Raw genomic sequence first — 18,718 nt, forward strand, 5'->3', positions numbered from 1 at the left:
GACAGAGGGAAGGCAAGAAAGGCAATAGAGGGGGATAAAAACTACGAGAGAGGCTTTCGCCCCTCCCGCATCAGAGATTAGAAGTCTTCGTTCGCTTCGGCCGCGTCTTCTTTCTCAGCAGCCTTGTCGGCTGCTGCGAGTTTTTCATCCGCGCCGTTGAGCAACATCTCACGTAACTTCAGATCAATCTCGTTTGCCACAGCAGCATTCTCTTTCAGGAAGTTGCCGGCATTCGATTTACCCTGACCAATCTTGTCGCCATTGTAGCTGTACCATGCACCCGCTTTTTCAATCAGCTTGTGCTTCACGCCCAGGTCGACCAGCTCACCAAAGGTATTGATACCTTCGCCGTACATGATCTGGAACTCAGCCTGTTTGAATGGCGCGGCGATTTTGTTTTTCACCACTTTAACGCGGGTCTCACTGCCGACCACGTTATCGCCCTCTTTGATTGCACCGATACGGCGGATATCAAGACGGACAGAGGCGTAGAACTTCAGCGCGTTACCACCAGTGGTGGTTTCCGGGTTACCAAACATCACACCAATTTTCATTCGAATCTGGTTGATGAAAATCAGCAGGGTATTGGACTGCTTCAGGTTACCGGCCAGTTTACGCATCGCCTGGCTCATCATACGTGCCGCGAGGCCCATGTGTGAGTCACCGATTTCACCTTCGATTTCCGCTTTAGGCGTCAGCGCCGCGACGGAGTCGACGATGATCACGTCAACGGCACCAGAGCGCGCCAGCGCATCACAGATTTCCAGCGCCTGCTCACCGGTGTCTGGCTGAGAGCAGAGCAGGTTATCAATGTCTACGCCCAGTTTCTTGGCGTAAACCGGATCAAGCGCATGCTCGGCATCGATAAAGGCACAGGTTTTACCTTTACGCTGTGCAGATGCGATAACCTGCAGAGTCAGCGTGGTTTTACCTGAAGACTCAGGTCCGTAGATCTCAACGATACGGCCCATTGGCAGACCGCCTGCGCCTAATGCGATATCCAGCGACAGCGAGCCGGTAGAGATAGTTTCCACATCCATTGAGCGGTCTTCACCCAAGCGCATGATGGAGCCTTTACCAAATTGCTTCTCAATCTGGCCAAGCGCGGCAGCTAAAGCCTTCTGTTTGTTTTCATCAATCGCCATTTCAACTCCTAATCAAGCCGGGTAAACACGCACTCAGGGTGCCTGTACTCTTTATGTTGCCGACAATTATACTGTATAGTCATACAGTATCAAGTTTAATTTGTCAGAAATTCGCCATACAGTTTCTGCAGGGCCCATGCCACCGACTGGCGGCGTACGGCATCACGATCGCCGCTAAAATGCTGCTGAAAAGTCAATACGTTATCCTGCGGCCCGGCAAAGCCAAACCACACCGTGCCCACCGGTTTTTCTTCACTGCCGCCATCCGGACCGGCAATACCGCTGACGGAGATCGCGTAGTCAGCATGGGCCGCCCTGCGGGCACCCAGCGCCATCTCCCGCACCACCACATCACTTACCGCACCATACTGCAACAGCGAAGCAGCCTGAACACTGACCATCTGCTGTTTGGCCTGATTACTGTAGGTCACAAAACCCCGCTCGAACCAGGCGGAGCTGCCGCTGATATCGGTAAAGACTTTGGCAATCCATCCCCCCGTGCAGGATTCCGCACAGGTTACGGTGGCATTGCGCTGCTTCAGCTTCTCACCTATCTGCGCACTAAGCGCCTGCAATTGCTGATCATCCATTGCGATTCTCCCTTTGGCTGTGGGTTGAAGGTGGTGCAGAAAAACCGCTTTTTCAAGGTCACTCACCATTATTACGCTGTTTTTGCGGCCAGCATTCCACTGCGCTTACCGATTTTTCACCGCAACCATAAAAAGACGCGGGAAGGCGAGCAACACCTGACCATCGGCCTGAGCCGGATAAGCCGCGAGCAGACGCTTGTGATAATCGGTCAGAAACGCCGTCTGTTCGGTCTCATCCAGCGTTGCCAGGAAAGGCCGTAAACCGGTCGCCTGCAGCCAGCTGATAATCGCCTGTGCATCGGCCATCACGTGATAATAGGTGGTACGCCAGATATCCACCTCACAGCCTGCCTGCGTCAGCAAATCGTAATACTCGCCCGTGGAAAGCAGCTGTGTACGTTCAGCGGCACCGGCATTGATGCGTGAACGCCAGCGATCCGTTGCCGCCACCTCGCGCATCAACCGGTGTGACGGCTCATTAAGGTTATCAGGCATCTGGATCGCCAGCACGCCACCGGGCGCCAGCTGGCTGACCAGATGGGGAAACAGCGTTGCGTGGTTAGCCAGCCATTGCAGAGAGGCGTTGGCGTAGACCACCTGCTGCGGCACATCCGCCTGCCAGTTGCGGATGTCCGCCTGGATAAAACGACAGTGCGGCAGGCGTTCAGCGGCCTGAGTTAACATCGTGGCGGAACTGTCCAGCCCGGTAATCTGCGCCAGTGGCCAGGCATCGGCGAGCAGCTCGGTGCTGTTACCGGGCCCGCATCCCAGATCGGTCACCTGCTCAACCTGTTCCAGGCTGAGGCGCGCCAGAAGTTCGCGGGCTGGACGGGTTCGTTCCGCTTCAAACTTACGGTACAGCACAGGATCCCACTCTTTCATCATGACCTCTCGCTCAGTTATCAGATGCATCCGCTTACTGAGACGGATGAAAGAGGAAAAAGTGCGACCCGTTGCTCATTTTTGAATCATGCGCTGGCAGAGACCGGCCGGAGTCATTAAGTTAAAACACTGTTTCATTTTTTTAACATCCGTTTCAGGAGTCATCTATGAGTGAAGAATCGCCCTTTGCCGGTGTCTGGTGCCCTTCAGTCACCCCGTTCAATGCGCAGGGTGCGGTCGATATTGATGCGCTCGGGCGACATTTCTCCCGCCTCAATGACTCCGGTATCGATACCATACTGGTGATGGGCAGCATTGGCGAGTTCGCCTCACTGACGCAGCAGGAACGCTTACAACTGATTCAGGAAGCCAGACCCTTGTCATCGCTGAAGATGGTGGCGAACGTCTCGGCAACCTGCATTCCTGACATGCTGGAGCTGGCTGAAGCCGCCTGGAAAAATGACTTTGACGCGGTGATGGTGCTGCCGCCCTACTATTACGGCCAGACGCAAAACCAGCTGATGCACTACTTCGAAGCACTGGACGCGCAGCTGGGTGGTAAATGGTTTGCCTACAACTTTCCGGCACGCACCGGCTGCGATCTGACGCCCGCGCTGATTGCCGCCCTGGCTGCAAAGCTGCCCAACTTCGCCGGCATTAAAGATACGGTGGATTGCCTGTCGCATAACCGGATGATGATTGAAGAGACCCGCAAGGTGCGTAGCGATTTTGCCGTACTGTCGGGGTATGACGAGTACCTGCTCCCGAACCTGCTGGCGGGCGGAGCCGGCGTAATTTCAGGACTGAATAATATTGTGCCGGAGTACTTTGCGCAGATGATGAAGGCGTGGCGAAGTGGCAATCTGCCGGAGCTGACGCGCCTGCAGCAACAGATCGGCCGTTTGATGGCGATTTACAGTATCGGAGATGATTTCGTGACGACGATTAAAACGGCCGTGGCACGGCGCTATGACTCGATGAGCAGCGGCTCACGAAACTACGGTGGCACGCTGAATGCGGAACAGTGTGCTGCAATTGATAAGCTGTTCAGCTAAGCAGGAAAGCGGGCGCATCTCTGCGCCCCCGATCTCAGTTCTTTTTCACAAACTCAGATTTTAATTTCATCGGGCCAAAACCGTCGATTTTACAATCGATATTGTGGTCCCCTTCAACCAGACGAATGCTTTTCACTTTAGTGCCGATCTTCAGCGATGAAGAACTGCCCTTCACCTTGAGATCTTTGATCACCGTGACGCTGTCGCCATCTGCCAGCAGATTGCCGTTGGCATCACGCACTTCCAGTGTTGCGTTGCTGCTGTCACCTTCTCCCTCGGTCCAGATGTGACCGCAGGAGGGGCAGTTAAGGTTATCGCCATCTTGCCAGGTGTAATCGGCATGACAAGCCGGGCAGGCAGGTAAAGACATAATGACTCCAGAAATATCAGTGGCTGTGTGGCCTGAAAAAGGGCGCCATCATATAACCTTACAGTTAACAAGGACAGCCTTTATAACAGGCCGCCCTGACGTGCCTTGCTCACCGCCTCACCCAACTGCCACACCGCCATCGCATAATGGGTACTGTGGTTGTAGCGGGTAATAACATAGAAATTGGGTAAGCCGTACCAGTACTGGTAGCTGGTGCCCAAATCCAGGCGTAGCAGACTGACCTGATCGTTATCGTCCAGCGAGCCCTGTGGTGACAATCCTGACGCCGCCAGCATGCTCACGCTGTAACGGGTTTTGAAGCCATCTTCCAGCATCGGTGCCTGACCGCTGGCCGGTACCGCCACGTTTTCGCCGCTGCGCCAGCCATGCTTCTGAAAATAGTGCGCCACGCTGCCGATAGCATCCTCCGGATCCCACAGGTTTGCATGGCCGTCACCGTTGAAATCAACTGCATAATCATTGTAAGAGGAGGGCATAAACTGACCATAGCCCATCGCCCCGGCAAAGGAGCCTTTCAGCGCCAGCGGGTCATCCTGCTCTTTGCGCGACATCAACAGAAAGGTTTCCAGCTCGCTGCTGAAGTACTCTGCGCGGCGCGGATAATTAAAGGATAAGGTCGCAAGCGCATCCAGAATCCGCGTTTTCCCCATCACGCGACCCCAGCGGGTTTCCACGCCAATGATGCCCACAATAATTTCTGGCGGCACGCCATAAACCTGCTGTGCGCGTTGCAGGGCATCCTGATACTGATTCCAGAACGCCACCCCATTTTGCACGTTATCGGGCGTAATGAACTTGTTGCGATAGCGGATCCAGGCGCCATTAGGGCCTGGCGCTGGCGTATAGCTTGGTGCCTGACGGTCCATCAGTCGCAGCACATAATCCAGTCGTTTGGCCTGACCGATGATGTTGTGCAGTTGCTGACGGTCAAAGTCATGCTTCTCCACCATCTTATCGATAAATTGCTCTGCTGCCGGGTTACCGGCAAAGTCGCCAAACATCGCCTGTCCGCTGTGCGACGGCTGCAGTAAAAAACCGCCCTGTGGCGCAGCCAGCATCTTCTGCTGGGACGGGACTTCAGGTTTGCTGCTGCAGGAGGCCAGAAGCGGGATGAACGCAAGGAAGGCTAACTTGAGGCGCATCGGTTATCCATAAACGAGGGGTAATTTCAGATGCGGTAATAGTAGACGTTCAGCGCAATGACATACAGGGCAAAATCTTAAAAAAACGTCAAGGCAGCCGTGGGCTAAAATGGCTGCGGGTCTCTCTCTGTCCCGCAGCCATCATGCGCTTAGCGGCGGTTTCTCACCAGCTGATAGCGACGGGTCAGATACTCAACCGGCGCGCTCCAGATATGCACCAGGCGGCAGAACGGGAACAGCAGGAACAGTGTCATTCCCAGCACCATGTGCACGCGATAGATAAACGCCACGCCGTCGAGATGCTGCGAAGCGCCACCGTGGAAGGTCACCACCGCCTGCGCCCAGCCCACCAGCTTCATCATTTCACTGCCGTCCATGTGCTGGGCGGAGAAGGGAATGGTCAGCAGGCCCAGCGTCGCCTGCGCCACCAGCAGGGTCATGATCAGAATATCACCGACGCTACTGGTCGCCCGCACCCGTGGATTGGTCAGGCGGCGCTTCAGCAGCAGTCCACCGCCCAGCAGGGTCATCGCCCCGAACAGGCCACCAGCGATCATCGCCAGTTTCTGCTTCACGTCGATCGGCAGGAAGGATTCATACATCCAGTGTGGCGTCAGCATCCCGACGATGTGACCAAAGAAAATACCGATGATGCCGATGTGGAACAGGTTGGAAGCGAGACGCATCCCTTTTTTGTCCAGCATCTGACTGGAACCGGCACGCCAGCTGTACTGCCCGTAGTCATAGCGCAGCCAGCTTCCCACCAGGAAGACCGTTCCGGCGAGATAGGGGTAAATATCGAAGAAGAAAGTGTTAATAAAATTCATGCTGATTCTCCTGTGGTACGCGCCGTCGCCGCGGCGATGTCCAGATACTGCGGCGCGACCGCATCGGCGAAGCGACGCTGATGCATCGCCTGCTGCGCCGAGGCGCAGCCCTGTTCGCCGAGAAATTTAATCTGCTCCTCCTCCCAGACAGCATCCAGTGCTGCCGGCGTATCGTCGCGCGCTTCCTGCGCCACCTGTGGCTTGAGGGCCGCAGGATCAACCGCGCTACCGGACAGCGTCAGTAACACTGTGAAGAGATCGGCGTAGGGGCTCTGACGCTCTTCAAGCCGCGCCGCCAGCAAGGCCAGGATAGGCACGATGTCGTCCAGTCCCTGACGCGCGGCCTCATCGCTTTTACAGGCGAGATACTCCAGGTAGAGCGGCAGGAAATCGGGCAGTTCTTTGCTGTCCAGCTCCAGACCATCGGCACGATACTGTTCCAGCAGATCAACCATCGCCTGACCGCGATCGCGTGATTCACCGTGCACGTGTTCAAACAGCAGCAGCGAGGTGGCGCGGCCACGATCAAACAGTTCGCAGTAGTCAGCCTGCACGTCGAGCAGTGGCCGGGCACAGAGCTGATTGATAAACCGCACCAGCCGTGCGCTCTGCTGCAGGCTGAGTTCACTGGCGTCATCCAGCGCCGCGATCAGGTCGGAAGAGTGGGTGAACAGCGCCTCGTCCGGGTAGTCCAGCAGCCGCGAAAGAATCCGTAACGTCATCATGAGGCATCCTCCGGACGAATGGTTTTCTTACTGACGTCGATGGCATCAATACGGCGGCTGTTGAACAGGTTGAATTTGCTGTCACTGCCGTGACAGCCATCGCCAAAGCTAAAACCGCAGCCTTTGCTTTCCGGGAAGGCTTCACGCGCCAGTTCGCGATGGCTGGAGGGCACCACAAAGCGATCTTCATAGTTCGCGATCGCCAGATAGCGGTACATCTCCTGCGCCTGCGCTTCGGTCAGGCCGACCTGCTCCAGCGCCCGGATATCATGCTCACCGTCCACGCTTTCTGCGCGTTTGTAATGACGCATCGCCAGCATCCGCTTCAGTGCCAGCAGCACCGGTGCGGTGTCGCCTGCGGTCAGCAGGTTCGCCAGATACTCAACCGGAATGCGCAGGCTCTCCACATCCGGCAGCACGCCGGTGTGCGCCAGCGCCCCGCCATCCACCGCCGACTGAATCGGTGACAGTGGTGGCACATACCAGACCATCGGCAGCGTGCGATATTCAGGGTGAAGTGGCAGCGCCAGCTTCCACTCCATCGCCATTTTATAGACCGGTGAACGCTGTGCTGCATCGATCACGCTCTGCGCAACGCCATCTTTCAGCGCCTGGGCAATCACCACCGGATCGTTGGGATCAAGGAAGATGTCCAGCTGGCTCTGATAGAGATCTTTCTCGTTTTCCGCTGCGGCCGCCTGTTCAATCCGGTCAGCGTCATAGAGCAACACGCCGAGATAGCGGATACGGCCGACACAGGTTTCTGAACAGACGGTGGGCTGACCCGCTTCAATGCGCGGATAACAGAAAATACATTTTTCTGATTTGCCGCTTTTCCAGTTGAAGTAGATCTTCTTGTACGGACAGCCAGTGAGGCACATCCGCCAGCCGCGACATTTATCCTGGTCGATCAGCACAATGCCATCTTCGCCGCGCTTGTAGATCGCGCCGCTTGGGCAGGTCGCCACACACGCCGGGTTGAGGCAGTGCTCACACAGGCGCGGCAGGTACATCATGAAGGTGTGCTCAAACTGACCGTAAATCTCCTTCTGGATGTTATCGAAGTTCTTATCCTGCGAACGTTTGGCAAACTCGCCGCCGAGAATCTCTTCCCAGTTCGGGCCGTTTTCGATCTTTTTCATCCGCTGACCGGTGATCAGCGAGCGCGGACGCGCAATCGGCTGATGCTTACCGGCGGGCGCATTGTGCAGATGCTGATAATCAAAATCGAACGGTTCATAGTAATCATCCAGCGCGGGCACATCCGGGTTGGCGAAGATCTTCGACAGCAGACCGATGCGACTGCCCATGCGCGGCTCCAGCTTACCGTTGATCTTACGGATCCAGCCGCCCTTCCACTTCTGCTGATCTTCCCAGGCGTGCGGATAGCCAACGCCCGGTTTACTTTCGACGTTGTTAAACCAGGCGTACTCCATGCCCTCGCGGCTGGTCCAGACGTTTTTACAGGTTACCGAGCAGGTGTGGCAGCCGATACATTTGTCGAGGTTCAGCACCATGCCGACCTGTGAACGAATTTTCATGGTTTTATCTCCTGCTGGCTGCCCTGGCAGGCATCGTTGCCTTCCCCATCTAACCAGTTAACGTTGTTCATTTTTCTCACTACCACGAACTCATCGCGGTTCGAGCCGACGGTGCCGTAGTAGTTAAAGCCCCAGGAGAGCTGCGCATAACCGCCGATCATATGGGTCGGTTTCGGGCAGGTCCGCGTCACCGAGTTATGGATCCCGCCGCGCTGGCTGGTGATCTCCGAGCCAGGGATATTCACGATACGTTCCTGCGCGTGGTACATCATGGTCATACCCGCCGGGATACGCTGGCTCACTACTGCACGTGCGGTCAGCGCACCGTTGGCGTTGAACGCCTCGATCCAGTCGTTATCCACAATACCCAGCTCACGGGCGTCATCTTCACTCATCCAGACAATCGGTCCGCCGCGCGACAGTGTCAGCATCAGCAGGTTGTCGCTGTAGGTGGAGTGAATGCCCCACTTCTGGTGTGGCGTCAGGAAGTTCAGCGCCTTCTCCGGGTTACCGTTGGGTTTGCTGTTCAGCAACGGTTTCGCCGCTCGGGTATCGATTGGCGGACGATAGACCATCAGGCTCTCGCCAAAGGCGCGCATCCACTCATGATCCTGATAGAGCTGCTGACGGCCGCTCAGGGTTCGCCACGGGATCAGCTCATGAACGTTGGTGTAGCAGGCGTTGTAAGAGACATGTTCATCTTCCAGACCTGACCAGGTCGGGCTGGAGATAATTTTGCGCGGCTGCGCCTGGATATCGCGGAAGCGGATCTTCTCATCTTCTTTATTGAGCGCCAGATGGGTGTGGTCACGCCCGGTAATTACGCCCAGCGCCTGCCAGGCTTTCACCGCCACCTGACCATTGGTCTCCGGTGCCAGCGCCAGGATCACTTCTGCCGCATCAATCGCCGTGTCGATATTCGGCCGTCCCGCTGCCGGGCCATCCGCTTTGACGTAGTTCAGCTGCTTGAGAAAATCGACCTCTTTGCTGGTGTTCCAGCTGATACCTTTGCCGCCGTTACCCAGGGTCTCCAGCAACGGTCCCAGCGAGGTAAAGCGCTCCCAGGTCGCCGGATAGTCGCGCTCCACCACCATAATGTGTGGCGCGGTTTTACCCGGAATCAGGTCGCATTCGCCTTTTTTCCAGTCTTTCGCCTCAAAAGGCTGCGCCAGTTCCGCGGGCGAGTCATGCAATACCGGCAGAGTAACGACGTCCGTTTCAACGCCTAAATGACCCGGGCAGAGATCGGAGAAGGCTTTGGCGATGCCTTTGTAGATCTCCCAGTCACTTTTTGAGTCCCAGGCAGGATCGACGGCCGCCGAGAGCGGATGAATAAACGGATGCATATCCGAGGTATTCATATCGTCCTTTTCATACCAGGTCGCCGTTGGCAGCACGACATCGGAGTAGAGACAGGTGCTCGACATGCGGAAGTCGAGTGTGACCACCAGATCCAGTTTGCCTTCGGCACCCTGATCCAGCCACTCCACCTCTTCCGGCTTCACGCGGCCTTGCTGGCCTAAATCTTTACCCTGAATGCCGTTTTCCGTGCCCAGCAGATACTTCAGCATGTACTCATGCCCTTTACCGGATGAGCCGAGCAGGTTGGAGCGCCAGACAAACAGGTTACGCGGGAAGTTCTGCGGATCGTCCGGCTGTTCAGCGGCAAACCGCATGGTGCCCTGCTTCAGGCTTTCCACGGTGTAATCCAGCGGCGACTGACCGGCGGCTTTCGCCTGCGCCGCGATGTGCAGTGGGTTGACGTTAAGCTGCGGCGCTGAAGGCAGCCAGCCCATACGTTCGGAACGGACGTTAAGGTCGATCAGGCTGCCGCTGTAGCGACTTTTATCCGCCAGCGGGGAGAGCAATTCGCTGGTGGCCAGGGTTTCATAGCGCCACTGACTGGAGTGGTTGTAGAAGAAGGAGGTGCTGTTCATCTGACGTGGCGGACGCTGCCAGTCCAGACCAAAGGCCAGCGGGGTCCAGCCGGTCTGCGGACGGAGTTTCTCCTGGCCGACATAGTGCGCCCAGCCACCGCCGCTCTGACCGACGCAGCCGCAGAAAATCAGCATGTTCATCAGGCCACGATAGTTCATGTCCATGTGATACCAGTGGTTCATACCGGCACCGACGATGATCATTGAACGACCGCGGGTCTTCTCGGCGTTTTCGGCAAATTCACGGGCAATGCGAATGATGTTCTGACGGGAGACACCCGTAATCTGCTCCGCCCAGGCCGGGCTGTACGCTTTGATGTCGTCGTAGGTTTGCGCGCAGTTGGCATCATCCAGACCGCGATCCAGACCATAATTCGCCAGCGTCAGATCGTAGACGCTGGTAACCAGCGCTTCACTGCCATCCGCCAGTTGCAGGCGTTTCACCGGCAGCTTGTGCAGCAGGATTTCGTCCAGCGCAACGCTGTTGAAATGCTCGCTGGTAATACCACCGAAGTAAGGGAAACCGACCTCGACCACCTCATCGTGGCTCCCGAGCAGGCTGAGCTGCAGTTCAACTTCCTGATGTGATGCCCCATCACGCTGCTCAAGGTTCCATTTGCCTTTTTCGCCCCAGCGGAAGCCGATAGATCCCTGCGGCGCGGTCAACTCCCCGGTCGCCTCGTTGATCGCGACGGTTTTCCACTCAGGGTTATTCTCCTGACCCAGCCCATCCACCAGATCGCTGGCACGCAGCTGACGGCCGGCTGCGTAAAAACCGCCCTCACGGGGTTCCAGCAGCACCAGCATCGGCATATCGGTGTAACGGCGCACGTAGTCGCGGAAATAGCCAACTTTGCGATCAAGATGAAACTCTTTCAGCATCACGTGGCCCATCGCCAGCGCCATCGCGCTGTCGGTGCCCTGCTTCGGACTCAGCCACTGGTCACACAACTTCGCGACTTCAGCATAGTCCGGCGTGATCGCCACGGTTTTCGTCCCTTTATAGCGGACTTCCGTAAAGAAGTGCGCATCCGGGGTACGGGTCTGCGGCACGTTAGAGCCCCAGGCAATAATGTAGGAGGAGTTGTACCAGTCAGCCGATTCCGGCACGTCGGTCTGCTCGCCCCAGGTCATCGGTGAGGCCGGCGGCAGATCGCAGTACCAGTCGTAGAAGCTCAGACAGGTGCCGCCAATCAGTGACAGGTAACGTGCGCCCGCAGCGTAAGAGACCATCGACATTGCCGGAATCGGTGAGAATCCCATAATGCGGTCAGGGCCGTAGGTCTTCGCGGTGCAGATGTTCGCGGCGGCGATCATCTCGTTGACTTCCTGCCAGCTGGAGCGGACAAAACCGCCGCGTCCACGCGCCTGTTTGTAGCTTCTGGCCTTTTCAGGATTACTGATGATGGATGCCCAGGCGTCCACCGGGTCGCTGTGCTGCGCTTTCGCGTCGCGCCAGAGCTGAATCAGCTTCTTGCGCATCAACGGATATTTCAGGCGGTTAGCGCTGTAGAGATACCACGAGTAGCTGGCACCGCGTGGGCAGCCACGCGGCTCATGGTTTGGCAGATCGGGACGGGTACGCGGATAGTCGTTCTGCTGGGTTTCCCAGGTGACCAGTCCATTTTTGACGTAGATTTTCCAGCTGCATGAGCCGGTACAGTTAACACCGTGCGTGGAGCGCACGATTTTATCGTGCTGCCAGCGACTGCGATAGCCATCTTCCCAGTCGCGGTTGCTGTTTAACGTCTGGCCATGCTGGCCGGAAAAGGGCTCGGCCAGCTGTTTGAAATAGCGAAACCGATCAAGAAACTTGCTCATCCGGAATACTCCTGAAGGCTTAATGTGACATTGCTGACTCTGCATCTGTCCCGACACAGAAAGTGAAATTGTGCCGGTGCGCCACACCGGCTTTGTCGTTATCAGGCGCGTGCTTTTCGGCCGTAAACCAGCCAGGTCACCGCGATGCAGCAGAGATAAAAGACCAGGAAGATTTTCATCGCGCCGGCGGGTGAACCGGTCATGGCGAGCGACAGGCCAAAAGTCTGCGGAATAAAGAAACCGCCCAGCGCGCCAATGGCGGAGATAAAGCCGAGCGCAGCAGAGGTTTCTGTTGCCGCTTCGCGCTGTGCCAGCGCATCGTCGCCGCCCTCAGCTTTGATACGTTCCAGCGTCAGCTTACGGAAGATCACCGCAATCATCTGGTAGGTGGAGCCGCTGCCCAGACCGGACGTCAGGAACAGGCCCATAAACACGGCGAAGAAGGCAACGAACGAGCCATCATGTCCGGCACCCGGCAGGGTGAGGAACAGCAGCGCAGCAAACAGCGCCATCAGCACGTAGTTGACAAGCGTGACGCGGGTACCGCCGAAGCGGTCAGAAATGATGCCGCCTGCTGAACGGGCCAGCGCGCCAATAAAGGGGCCGAAAAAGGCGTAATGCATGATCACGACATCAGGAAATTGCGTCTTCGTCAGCATGGCAAAACCGGCAGAGAAACCGATAAATGAGCCAAAGGTGGCCAGATAGAGCAGCGCCATAACCCACAGGTGTGGACGTTTCAGCACCGGCAACTGCTCACGCAGCGAGGATTTCGCCGCCGCCAGGTCGTTCATGCCGAACCAGGCCGCCAGCGTGCCGATCGCCAGGAACGGCACCCAGATCCAGGCGGCATTTTCCAGCCAGATGCTGTCGCCGGTGACGGTGGTCTGCCCCACATCGGCAAAACCAAAAATGGCACAGGAGATCGCCAGCGGGGCGACAAACTGCATCACGCTGACGCCAAGGTTACCGAGGCCGCCGTTGATGCCCAGCGCACCGCCCTGATGGGCTTTGGGAAAGAAGAAGCTGATATTGCCCATGCTCGATGCGAAGTTAGCGCCACCAAAACCGCACAGCAGGGAAATCACCATAAAAGTGGTGAATGAGGTCTGGCTGTCCTGTACGGCAAAGCCGAGCCACAGGCAGGGGATAATCAGGATGCCGGTGCTGAAGGCGGTCCAGCGGCGTCCACCAAAGATGGGAATAACAAAAGAGTAAGGCACACGCAGCAACGCGCCAGAAACCGACGGCAGCGCGGTCAGTAAAAAGAGCTGCTCAGTGCTGAAGGTAAAGCCAACTTTATTCAGGTTAACCGCAACGGTGCTGAACAGCATCCAGACGCAGAAGCCCAGCAGCAGGCAGAAGACAGAAATCCACAGGTTACGGCTGGCGATACGTTTACCACGCGCCTGCCAGAACGCGTCGTTTTCCGGTTGCCAGTCCTGAATTAACGCGCCGCGCGTCGGGGTTTGCAAAGAGGTGGATTGGGTCATAAATCTCTCATCAGCAGAATAATAATTGTGCGTATCCTGCGCATCCGGCGTGGTGTCGGGCTTGATACAAATCAACGGCAATGCAGGTTACAGAGGCACGCCGCCCTCTCTTCACCCCGGTTAAGTAGTTGACTGAATTGAGATAACCCTTATAAATCATAAGGTTTAAACACGGCCGCCCATGCCTTCTGTAAAAGGGTGTCCGACTGGAAATAAAGGAGTAGTCCATTGGGGGTATATAGCGACCCCGCTTCACCGGTAAGATAGGCTCTTCGCCCGCTCAGGGCTGGCGTATGTAACAGGAACAGGAGCCATTGTGACGGCAGAGAAATTTACGCTTTTATTGATCGACGACCATCCCATGCTGCGCAACGGCCTGAAGCAGCTGATTGCGCTGGATGAAAGGCTACAGGTGGTTGCCGAAGCGGGTAATGGTGTTGATGGCCTGGCGCTGGCGCAGCAGCATGATCCCGACCTGATCCTGCTTGATCTTAATATGCCAGGTCTGAACGGACTGGATACCCTGACCCAGCTGCGTGAGATAGCTCTTTCTGGCCGGGTGGTGGTGTTCAGCGTTTCAGATAATGAAGAGGATGTAATCAGCGCGCTGAAGCGCGGCGCTGATGGTTATCTGCTGAAAGATATGGAACCGGAAGCCTTACTGAAAGCGCTGCATCAGGCTGCTGCCGGTCAGATTGTGCTGAGCGAGGCGTTAACCCCGATTCTGGTCGCCCGGTTGCGTGAAGCGCAGCCTGCTCAGACGCGCGACATCAATCAGCTGACCCGGCGCGAACGCGATATTCTGCAACTGATCAGCGACGGGATGACCAATAAAGCGATTGCCCGCAAGCTCGCCATCAGTGAAAGCACGGTTAAGGTTCACGTTAAATATCTGCTGAAGAAGATGAACCTTAAATCCCGACTTGAAGCCGCCGTCTGGGCGCTGCAGAACGGGCTGCACTGACCCTTCTCCCTTCCCCGATGCGGCGCAGTGCCCTCCTGCCGGCCGTAAACTGCCGCAAAAATCGCGTGCCGCCTCGCAGCCCCGCATCAGAGTCATGAGAACAGGCACTTTTTTGTCGCCAGCCGCCGCCACATTTGCCAGGATGCCTGTCAGGTTACACCCGGTCAGGATCGCGGCTGTGCATCACGCTGGCATATGCCCTGCCCTATTCGTTATCATCTGATTATCCTGCACGCCTGGAATCCCTTTCGGTTTCATGGGCGTTGACCGCCAGAAATTCACCGCATTAAAGATGAGCTAAAACCTTATGCAAGAGCCAACCGAAAAGGACTTTCCTTCCCATACGCCGATGATGCAGCAGTACTTATAAAAATCTATTAATATTCTGTTTTATAAGTAAAAATTATAAAATTTTCTTTTTTAGGCTACATATAAAATACTTTTTAAGAAAAATTTTTACGGCAAAACTTAAAAGTTCCGTTTAACTCCCAGCGCAAAGAGATAATCCAGCTTTCCACTCTTTAGCACCCTCAAACCTCTCATCGTTTGTTCCTTCCGAGAAAATGTTAATTCCATATCTCAAAAATCCGCCTTGCAGAAAACAAAAAAAGGTTGAAAGCGATTGAAAAATGATCAATTTTTAACCAATTCATTTCTCAAGTAGTTTCATCAAGGCACTAAAATGATTGATAAAACTGATAAGATACATAAGGTTAGGGTTGCCCAGTATCTACGGATGTCTACTAATCTCCAGGAGTTTTCTTTAGATAACCAAGCACGATTCATAAAAAAATATGCTGATGAGCATAATATGGAAATCATACATACCTATGACGATGCAGGTAAGAGTGGTGTAACTACTACTGGAAGGCATGACTTTAATAAACTTGTTAATGATGTTCTAACAAAGGTTATTAATATCGATGCAGTCCTTGTATACGATGTAAGTCGTTTTGGTCGATTCAAGGATCCTCAAGAAGGCATTTACTATAAATATCTTCTCAAAATGAACAATGTGAATGTCATTTATTGTGCCGAAAACCTCCCGGAAAATAGTGAAACTGAAACATTCATACTTTCTTCACTTATGTACGCAGCGGGAGCCTTAAGTAAAAACCTTTCGATAAAGGTATTTGCAGGACACGTAAACCTGGTGAAAAGAGGATACTATCAAGGAGGAAAACCCGGATATGGGCTTAAAAGAAAGTTACTTGATAATAATAATAAATCAAAGATGATACTCGCTCATGGTGAGAGAAAGAGCCTTCAAACAGACAGAATAGTTCTCGTTCCTGGAACAAAAAAAGAAATTGAGCTGATAAAGAAGATTTTCAATATGTTCATTTTTGACGGATTAAATGAGTATCTTATCGCTTCACGACTTAATCAGGAAGGGTTTAGATTCAGCGATAAAACAGAATGGACACGTGGTCGAATTCACTCCGTTCTTATTAATAGCAGATATACAGGAAAATACACATACAACCGAACATCACAAAAGTTAAAGACAAAAAAGGTCAGAAACCCTGAAGATGAATGGATTGAGTATAGTTCCTTTTTTAAACCCATCATTTCAGAAGAAAAATTCAAATTAGCTAAGGAAATAATTGATAATCGTTCTATCAAAATGAGCAATGAAAAAATTCTTGATTGTTTGAGAAAAATTCTTTCCAAGCATGGAAAAATATCAGGCTTTATTATAGATGAGGAGGATGGTAGTCCATCAAGCAGTGTAATTGCAAACCGCTTTGGAGGTCTTCTCAATGCTTATAAATTAATAGATTATACCCCTGATCGAGATTATCAATACTTAGAGATAAACTCTTACCTACGAAAAAAACACGGTGATATTGTTAACAAAATACAAAATGAAATTCTAAGTAGTGAAGTGAGTATACTTGAAAACAAACTGGTTTCAGTTAATAAAGCTTTAAGCTTCTCTATAGTGCTTTCACGATGTAAAAAAGCAGGTTTAAACAAGCATAGATGGATAGTGCGATTGGACAGGAGTCTAAATCCAGAAATTAGTATCATTGCAAGAATGAACAGTCTCAACACAGAGCCTGTTGATTATTACATATTACCGTCATTAGATTTTTTTGAAAATGAATTAAAACTCAAAGATAACAATAACCTTTTGTTTGAAATGTATCGTTTTGATGATATCAAACCATTCTTTAATATGCTATCAACTGATAATAAGGATGTCATATAAATGCAAGATCAAAATGTTCATATGGTTAAAATATCTTCTATTAAGGTGGTAATACCTCGGTCGAGGAACAAATTTCGTCATGCAGAAATAACTGAAAGCATTGATGCAAGTGGGCTAAGAAAACCCATAACGATTCGAAGGATCGTTGATAAAAAATACGATTTCGCTTTAATATGCGGTCAAGGTAGACTTGAATCGTTGACTGCATTAGGTGAGGAGTTAATTCCCGCTTTTATATTGGATATAGACGAAAACCAGGCTTACATCATGAGTTTGGTCGAAAATATGGCCCGAGTAATTCCAAGAGCGGGGGAACAGTTTCAACGAATAAAAGAAATGACTGAGCAAGGATTAACTAATAAGGAGATATCAAGCTCTACCGGCCTATCTTTGCACTGGATTACAAGTTTAACCATGCTTATTAATAAAGGTGAAAACAAACTTTTATCGGCTGTTGAATCAGCATGCATACCTATATCTTTTGCGGTAGAGATTGCAAGAGTGGACTTCGAGGGTGGTCAAGAACTATTGCTAAAAGCTTTTGATGAAGGTCTGATAAAGCATAAAGATGTTGGTAAAATTCGCGAAATTCTCGACTCGCGTGATGAAGGTCTTAAAGGTTTCATTAATAACAATTTTGGAGTTGCTAAGAAAAAGAAAAAGATGACTACTGATGAATTACAGCAACTTTATCAGGACAATATCTCTCAACATAAAAAAATTAAAAATAAAGCTGAATATGTAGAGATTAAATTACTGGTTACAAGTCAGATTTTCAAAGAACTTACCAGCAATGAGAATTTTTCTAAAATAGTAGATGAAGAGAGTTTACAAGATGTAGTCAAAGTCATAGTTAAAAACACTACTAATTGAGGTGTGAAATGATCAAATACTGCTTCAATGACAAATCAGTAAGTTTTAAACTCACTGATCTGACTTACACAAAAAAGCTTCCTGTAAATTTTCAAATCAGTAAAAAATTTACTCAAATTAAAAGCACAATATTAGCCATCGGCTTAGTAGAACCAATACTTGTCTTCATTGATCAGACAGATAATTCTGTGAAAATCCTCGATGGTCACCTTAGGGTTGAGGCCCTTAAAGACTTAGGCGAAGATAAAGTTAACTGCCTAATTTCGACCACATACGATACCTACACACCAAATAAAAAAGTTAACCGCATAACAATTATACAGATTCAACGAATGCTTAAAGAAGCTGTAAGAGTAGGAGTTCCTGTTGAAATGCTTTGCACCGCATTAAATATAAGTGTTGAGTCTCTGAAATCTAACCTCTCAGTTCTGAAGGGTATATGCCCGGAAGTGATAGAGCTGTTTAACGATAAAGATATTCCGGTTAATACTTTTAGAACCTTAAAGAAAATGGTTCCTTTGAGACAGATAGAATGTGCGAACCTGATGGTAAAGTTTGAAAACTATTCAACTCTATTTTCGGAATCACTATATCACAGTTCCTCTCCTGAATACCTTATACAGCACCCAAAAAAGAAATCAGACTCAAAACTTGCGAACAGGAAAGCGATAGAACGACTTGAGAAAGAAATGGCTCAAGTTCATTTTGACACTCAAAAAATCAAAGAAACATACGGCTCAAATAGCTTAAAACTAACAATTATCATTTCTCATATCAAGAAACTGCTGGAAAATCCAAAAGTATTTCATTGGCTTTTGAGGAATAAGAACGATTACCTGAATGAACTAACAAATATCTCTGACATAGATAAACTTACTTAAAAAACCATATGGGATTACATTTTATCATTTTTTTAATAAAATGCTTGCATTCATGCCTCTTTTTATTAGAATGCTTTCTTACCACTGAGGCACTCTTTCCTGCCCAATCCCATAGTATGCTTGCTTTGCACATGGGGTGTAAAGGCTATCAGTTGCAAACTGAGAAAAGATGGAGTTAATGCCATGACTTTTGAAAAAGTTGTGCTGGTTCGCCAGTATGATCGTTTCCGAAACGG

Annotated in this window: 15 protein-coding genes; 5 read left to right on the forward strand and 10 right to left on the reverse strand. The window is 52.0% G+C overall.

Annotation, left to right across the window (positions count from 1 at the left end; genetic code table 11):
• Positions 1 to 77: 77 nt before the first annotated feature.
• The 3 genes from recA to tam form a co-directional block, all read right to left on the reverse strand.
• Complete coding sequence (gene recA, locus FOV68_RS22210; RefSeq protein ID WP_010248510.1) at positions 78 to 1,145, reverse strand: recombinase RecA; 1,068 nt, start codon at positions 1,143 to 1,145, stop codon at positions 78 to 80.
• Positions 1,146 to 1,240: 95 nt separating this feature from the next.
• Complete coding sequence (pncC, locus tag FOV68_RS22215) at positions 1,241 to 1,735, reverse strand: nicotinamide-nucleotide amidase (RefSeq protein WP_010672121.1); 495 nt, start codon at positions 1,733 to 1,735, stop codon at positions 1,241 to 1,243.
• Positions 1,736 to 1,840: 105 nt separating this feature from the next.
• A complete protein-coding gene (gene tam, locus FOV68_RS22220; RefSeq protein WP_083070216.1) occupies positions 1,841 to 2,617 on the reverse strand; it encodes a trans-aconitate 2-methyltransferase in 777 nt (258 codons plus the stop codon).
• 167 nt (positions 2,618 to 2,784) lie between these two features.
• On the opposite strand from tam, the gene FOV68_RS22225 reads away from it, so the two are divergent.
• A complete protein-coding gene (locus tag FOV68_RS22225; protein WP_069025317.1) occupies positions 2,785 to 3,672 on the forward strand; it encodes a dihydrodipicolinate synthase family protein in 888 nt (295 codons plus the stop codon).
• Between the two features lie 34 nt (positions 3,673 to 3,706).
• On the opposite strand, the gene FOV68_RS22230 is transcribed toward FOV68_RS22225, so the two are convergent.
• The 7 genes from FOV68_RS22230 to FOV68_RS22260 form a co-directional block, all read right to left on the reverse strand.
• Positions 3,707 to 4,042 (reverse strand): zinc ribbon domain-containing protein YjdM, encoded by a 336-nt coding sequence (locus FOV68_RS22230; RefSeq protein ID WP_010248517.1) that lies wholly within the window; start codon positions 4,040 to 4,042, stop codon positions 3,707 to 3,709.
• Positions 4,043 to 4,122: 80 nt separating this feature from the next.
• Positions 4,123 to 5,205 carry a lytic murein transglycosylase B gene (gene mltB / locus FOV68_RS22235; RefSeq protein WP_143991561.1) on the reverse strand — a complete coding sequence of 361 codons (1,083 nt, stop codon included), beginning with the start codon at positions 5,203 to 5,205 and terminating at the stop codon, positions 4,123 to 4,125.
• A gap of 149 nt (positions 5,206 to 5,354) precedes the next feature.
• Positions 5,355 to 6,032, reverse strand: a complete 678-nt coding sequence (narI, locus tag FOV68_RS22240) for a respiratory nitrate reductase subunit gamma (protein WP_010248521.1) — start codon at positions 6,030 to 6,032, stop codon at positions 5,355 to 5,357.
• Entirely contained in the window at positions 6,029 to 6,757 is a 729-nt protein-coding gene (gene narJ, locus FOV68_RS22245; RefSeq protein ID WP_143991562.1) for a nitrate reductase molybdenum cofactor assembly chaperone, read from the reverse strand. Before narJ ends, narI begins: the two co-directional genes overlap by 4 nt.
• The gene (narH, locus tag FOV68_RS22250; protein WP_109652253.1) at positions 6,754 to 8,298 is read right to left on the reverse strand and encodes a nitrate reductase subunit beta; all 1,545 of its coding nucleotides are present in this window, start codon (positions 8,296 to 8,298) and stop codon (positions 6,754 to 6,756) included. The genes narJ and narH overlap by 4 nt, the downstream gene beginning before the upstream one ends.
• Entirely contained in the window at positions 8,295 to 12,056 is a 3,762-nt protein-coding gene (locus FOV68_RS22255; protein ID WP_143991563.1) for a nitrate reductase subunit alpha, read from the reverse strand. Before FOV68_RS22255 ends, narH begins: the two co-directional genes overlap by 4 nt.
• Before the next feature lie 101 nt (positions 12,057 to 12,157).
• A complete protein-coding gene (locus FOV68_RS22260) occupies positions 12,158 to 13,549 on the reverse strand; it encodes a NarK family nitrate/nitrite MFS transporter (RefSeq protein ID WP_115387246.1) in 1,392 nt (463 codons plus the stop codon).
• Positions 13,550 to 13,865: 316 nt separating this feature from the next.
• Here FOV68_RS22260 and narL point away from each other — a divergent pair, with 316 nt between their 5' ends.
• The 4 genes from narL (at position 13,866) to FOV68_RS22280 (ending at position 18,482) form a co-directional block, all read left to right on the forward strand.
• A complete protein-coding gene (gene narL / locus FOV68_RS22265; protein WP_143991564.1) occupies positions 13,866 to 14,513 on the forward strand; it encodes a two-component system response regulator NarL in 648 nt (215 codons plus the stop codon).
• 682 nt (positions 14,514 to 15,195) lie between these two features.
• Positions 15,196 to 16,728: a recombinase family protein gene (locus FOV68_RS22270; RefSeq protein ID WP_143991565.1), complete on the forward strand. Its 1,533-nt coding sequence runs from the start codon at positions 15,196 to 15,198 to the stop codon at positions 16,726 to 16,728.
• On the forward strand, positions 16,729 to 17,601 hold the full coding sequence (locus FOV68_RS22275) for a ParB/RepB/Spo0J family partition protein (RefSeq protein ID WP_143991566.1): 873 nt from the start codon (positions 16,729 to 16,731) through the stop codon (positions 17,599 to 17,601). It abuts the gene before it with no gap.
• An 8-nt stretch (positions 17,602 to 17,609) separates the two neighbouring features.
• Complete coding sequence (locus tag FOV68_RS22280) at positions 17,610 to 18,482, forward strand: plasmid partitioning protein RepB C-terminal domain-containing protein (protein ID WP_143991567.1); 873 nt, start codon at positions 17,610 to 17,612, stop codon at positions 18,480 to 18,482.
• The last annotated feature ends 236 nt before the right edge of the window (positions 18,483 to 18,718 follow it).

Origin of the sequence: Pantoea sp. paga (assembly GCF_007558755.1) — a bacterium.
GTDB lineage: Bacteria > Pseudomonadota > Gammaproteobacteria > Enterobacterales > Enterobacteriaceae > Pantoea > Pantoea agglomerans.

Excerpts from the sequence above, each read along its gene's own strand:
- tam (WP_083070216.1), bottom strand. The coding sequence starts at position 2,617 with ATGAAAGAGTGGGATCCTGTGCTGTACCGTAAGTTTGAAGCGGAACGA.
- pncC (WP_010672121.1), bottom strand. The coding sequence starts at position 1,735 with ATGGATGATCAGCAATTGCAGGCGCTTAGTGCGCAGATAGGTGAGAAG.
- FOV68_RS22230 (WP_010248517.1), bottom strand. The coding sequence starts at position 4,042 with ATGTCTTTACCTGCCTGCCCGGCTTGTCATGCCGATTACACCTGGCAA.
- narH (WP_109652253.1), bottom strand. The coding sequence starts at position 8,298 with ATGAAAATTCGTTCACAGGTCGGCATGGTGCTGAACCTCGACAAATGT.
- mltB (WP_143991561.1), bottom strand. The coding sequence starts at position 5,205 with ATGCGCCTCAAGTTAGCCTTCCTTGCGTTCATCCCGCTTCTGGCCTCC.
- narI (WP_010248521.1), bottom strand. The coding sequence starts at position 6,032 with ATGAATTTTATTAACACTTTCTTCTTCGATATTTACCCCTATCTCGCC.
- FOV68_RS22280 (WP_143991567.1), top strand. The coding sequence starts at position 17,610 with ATGATCAAATACTGCTTCAATGACAAATCAGTAAGTTTTAAACTCACT.
- FOV68_RS22275 (WP_143991566.1), top strand. The coding sequence starts at position 16,729 with ATGCAAGATCAAAATGTTCATATGGTTAAAATATCTTCTATTAAGGTG.
- FOV68_RS22260 (WP_115387246.1), bottom strand. The coding sequence starts at position 13,549 with ATGACCCAATCCACCTCTTTGCAAACCCCGACGCGCGGCGCGTTAATT.
- narJ (WP_143991562.1), bottom strand. The coding sequence starts at position 6,757 with ATGATGACGTTACGGATTCTTTCGCGGCTGCTGGACTACCCGGACGAG.
- FOV68_RS22255 (WP_143991563.1), bottom strand. The coding sequence starts at position 12,056 with ATGAGCAAGTTTCTTGATCGGTTTCGCTATTTCAAACAGCTGGCCGAG.
- FOV68_RS22270 (WP_143991565.1), top strand. The coding sequence starts at position 15,196 with ATGATTGATAAAACTGATAAGATACATAAGGTTAGGGTTGCCCAGTAT.
- FOV68_RS22225 (WP_069025317.1), top strand. The coding sequence starts at position 2,785 with ATGAGTGAAGAATCGCCCTTTGCCGGTGTCTGGTGCCCTTCAGTCACC.
- recA (WP_010248510.1), bottom strand. The coding sequence starts at position 1,145 with ATGGCGATTGATGAAAACAAACAGAAGGCTTTAGCTGCCGCGCTTGGC.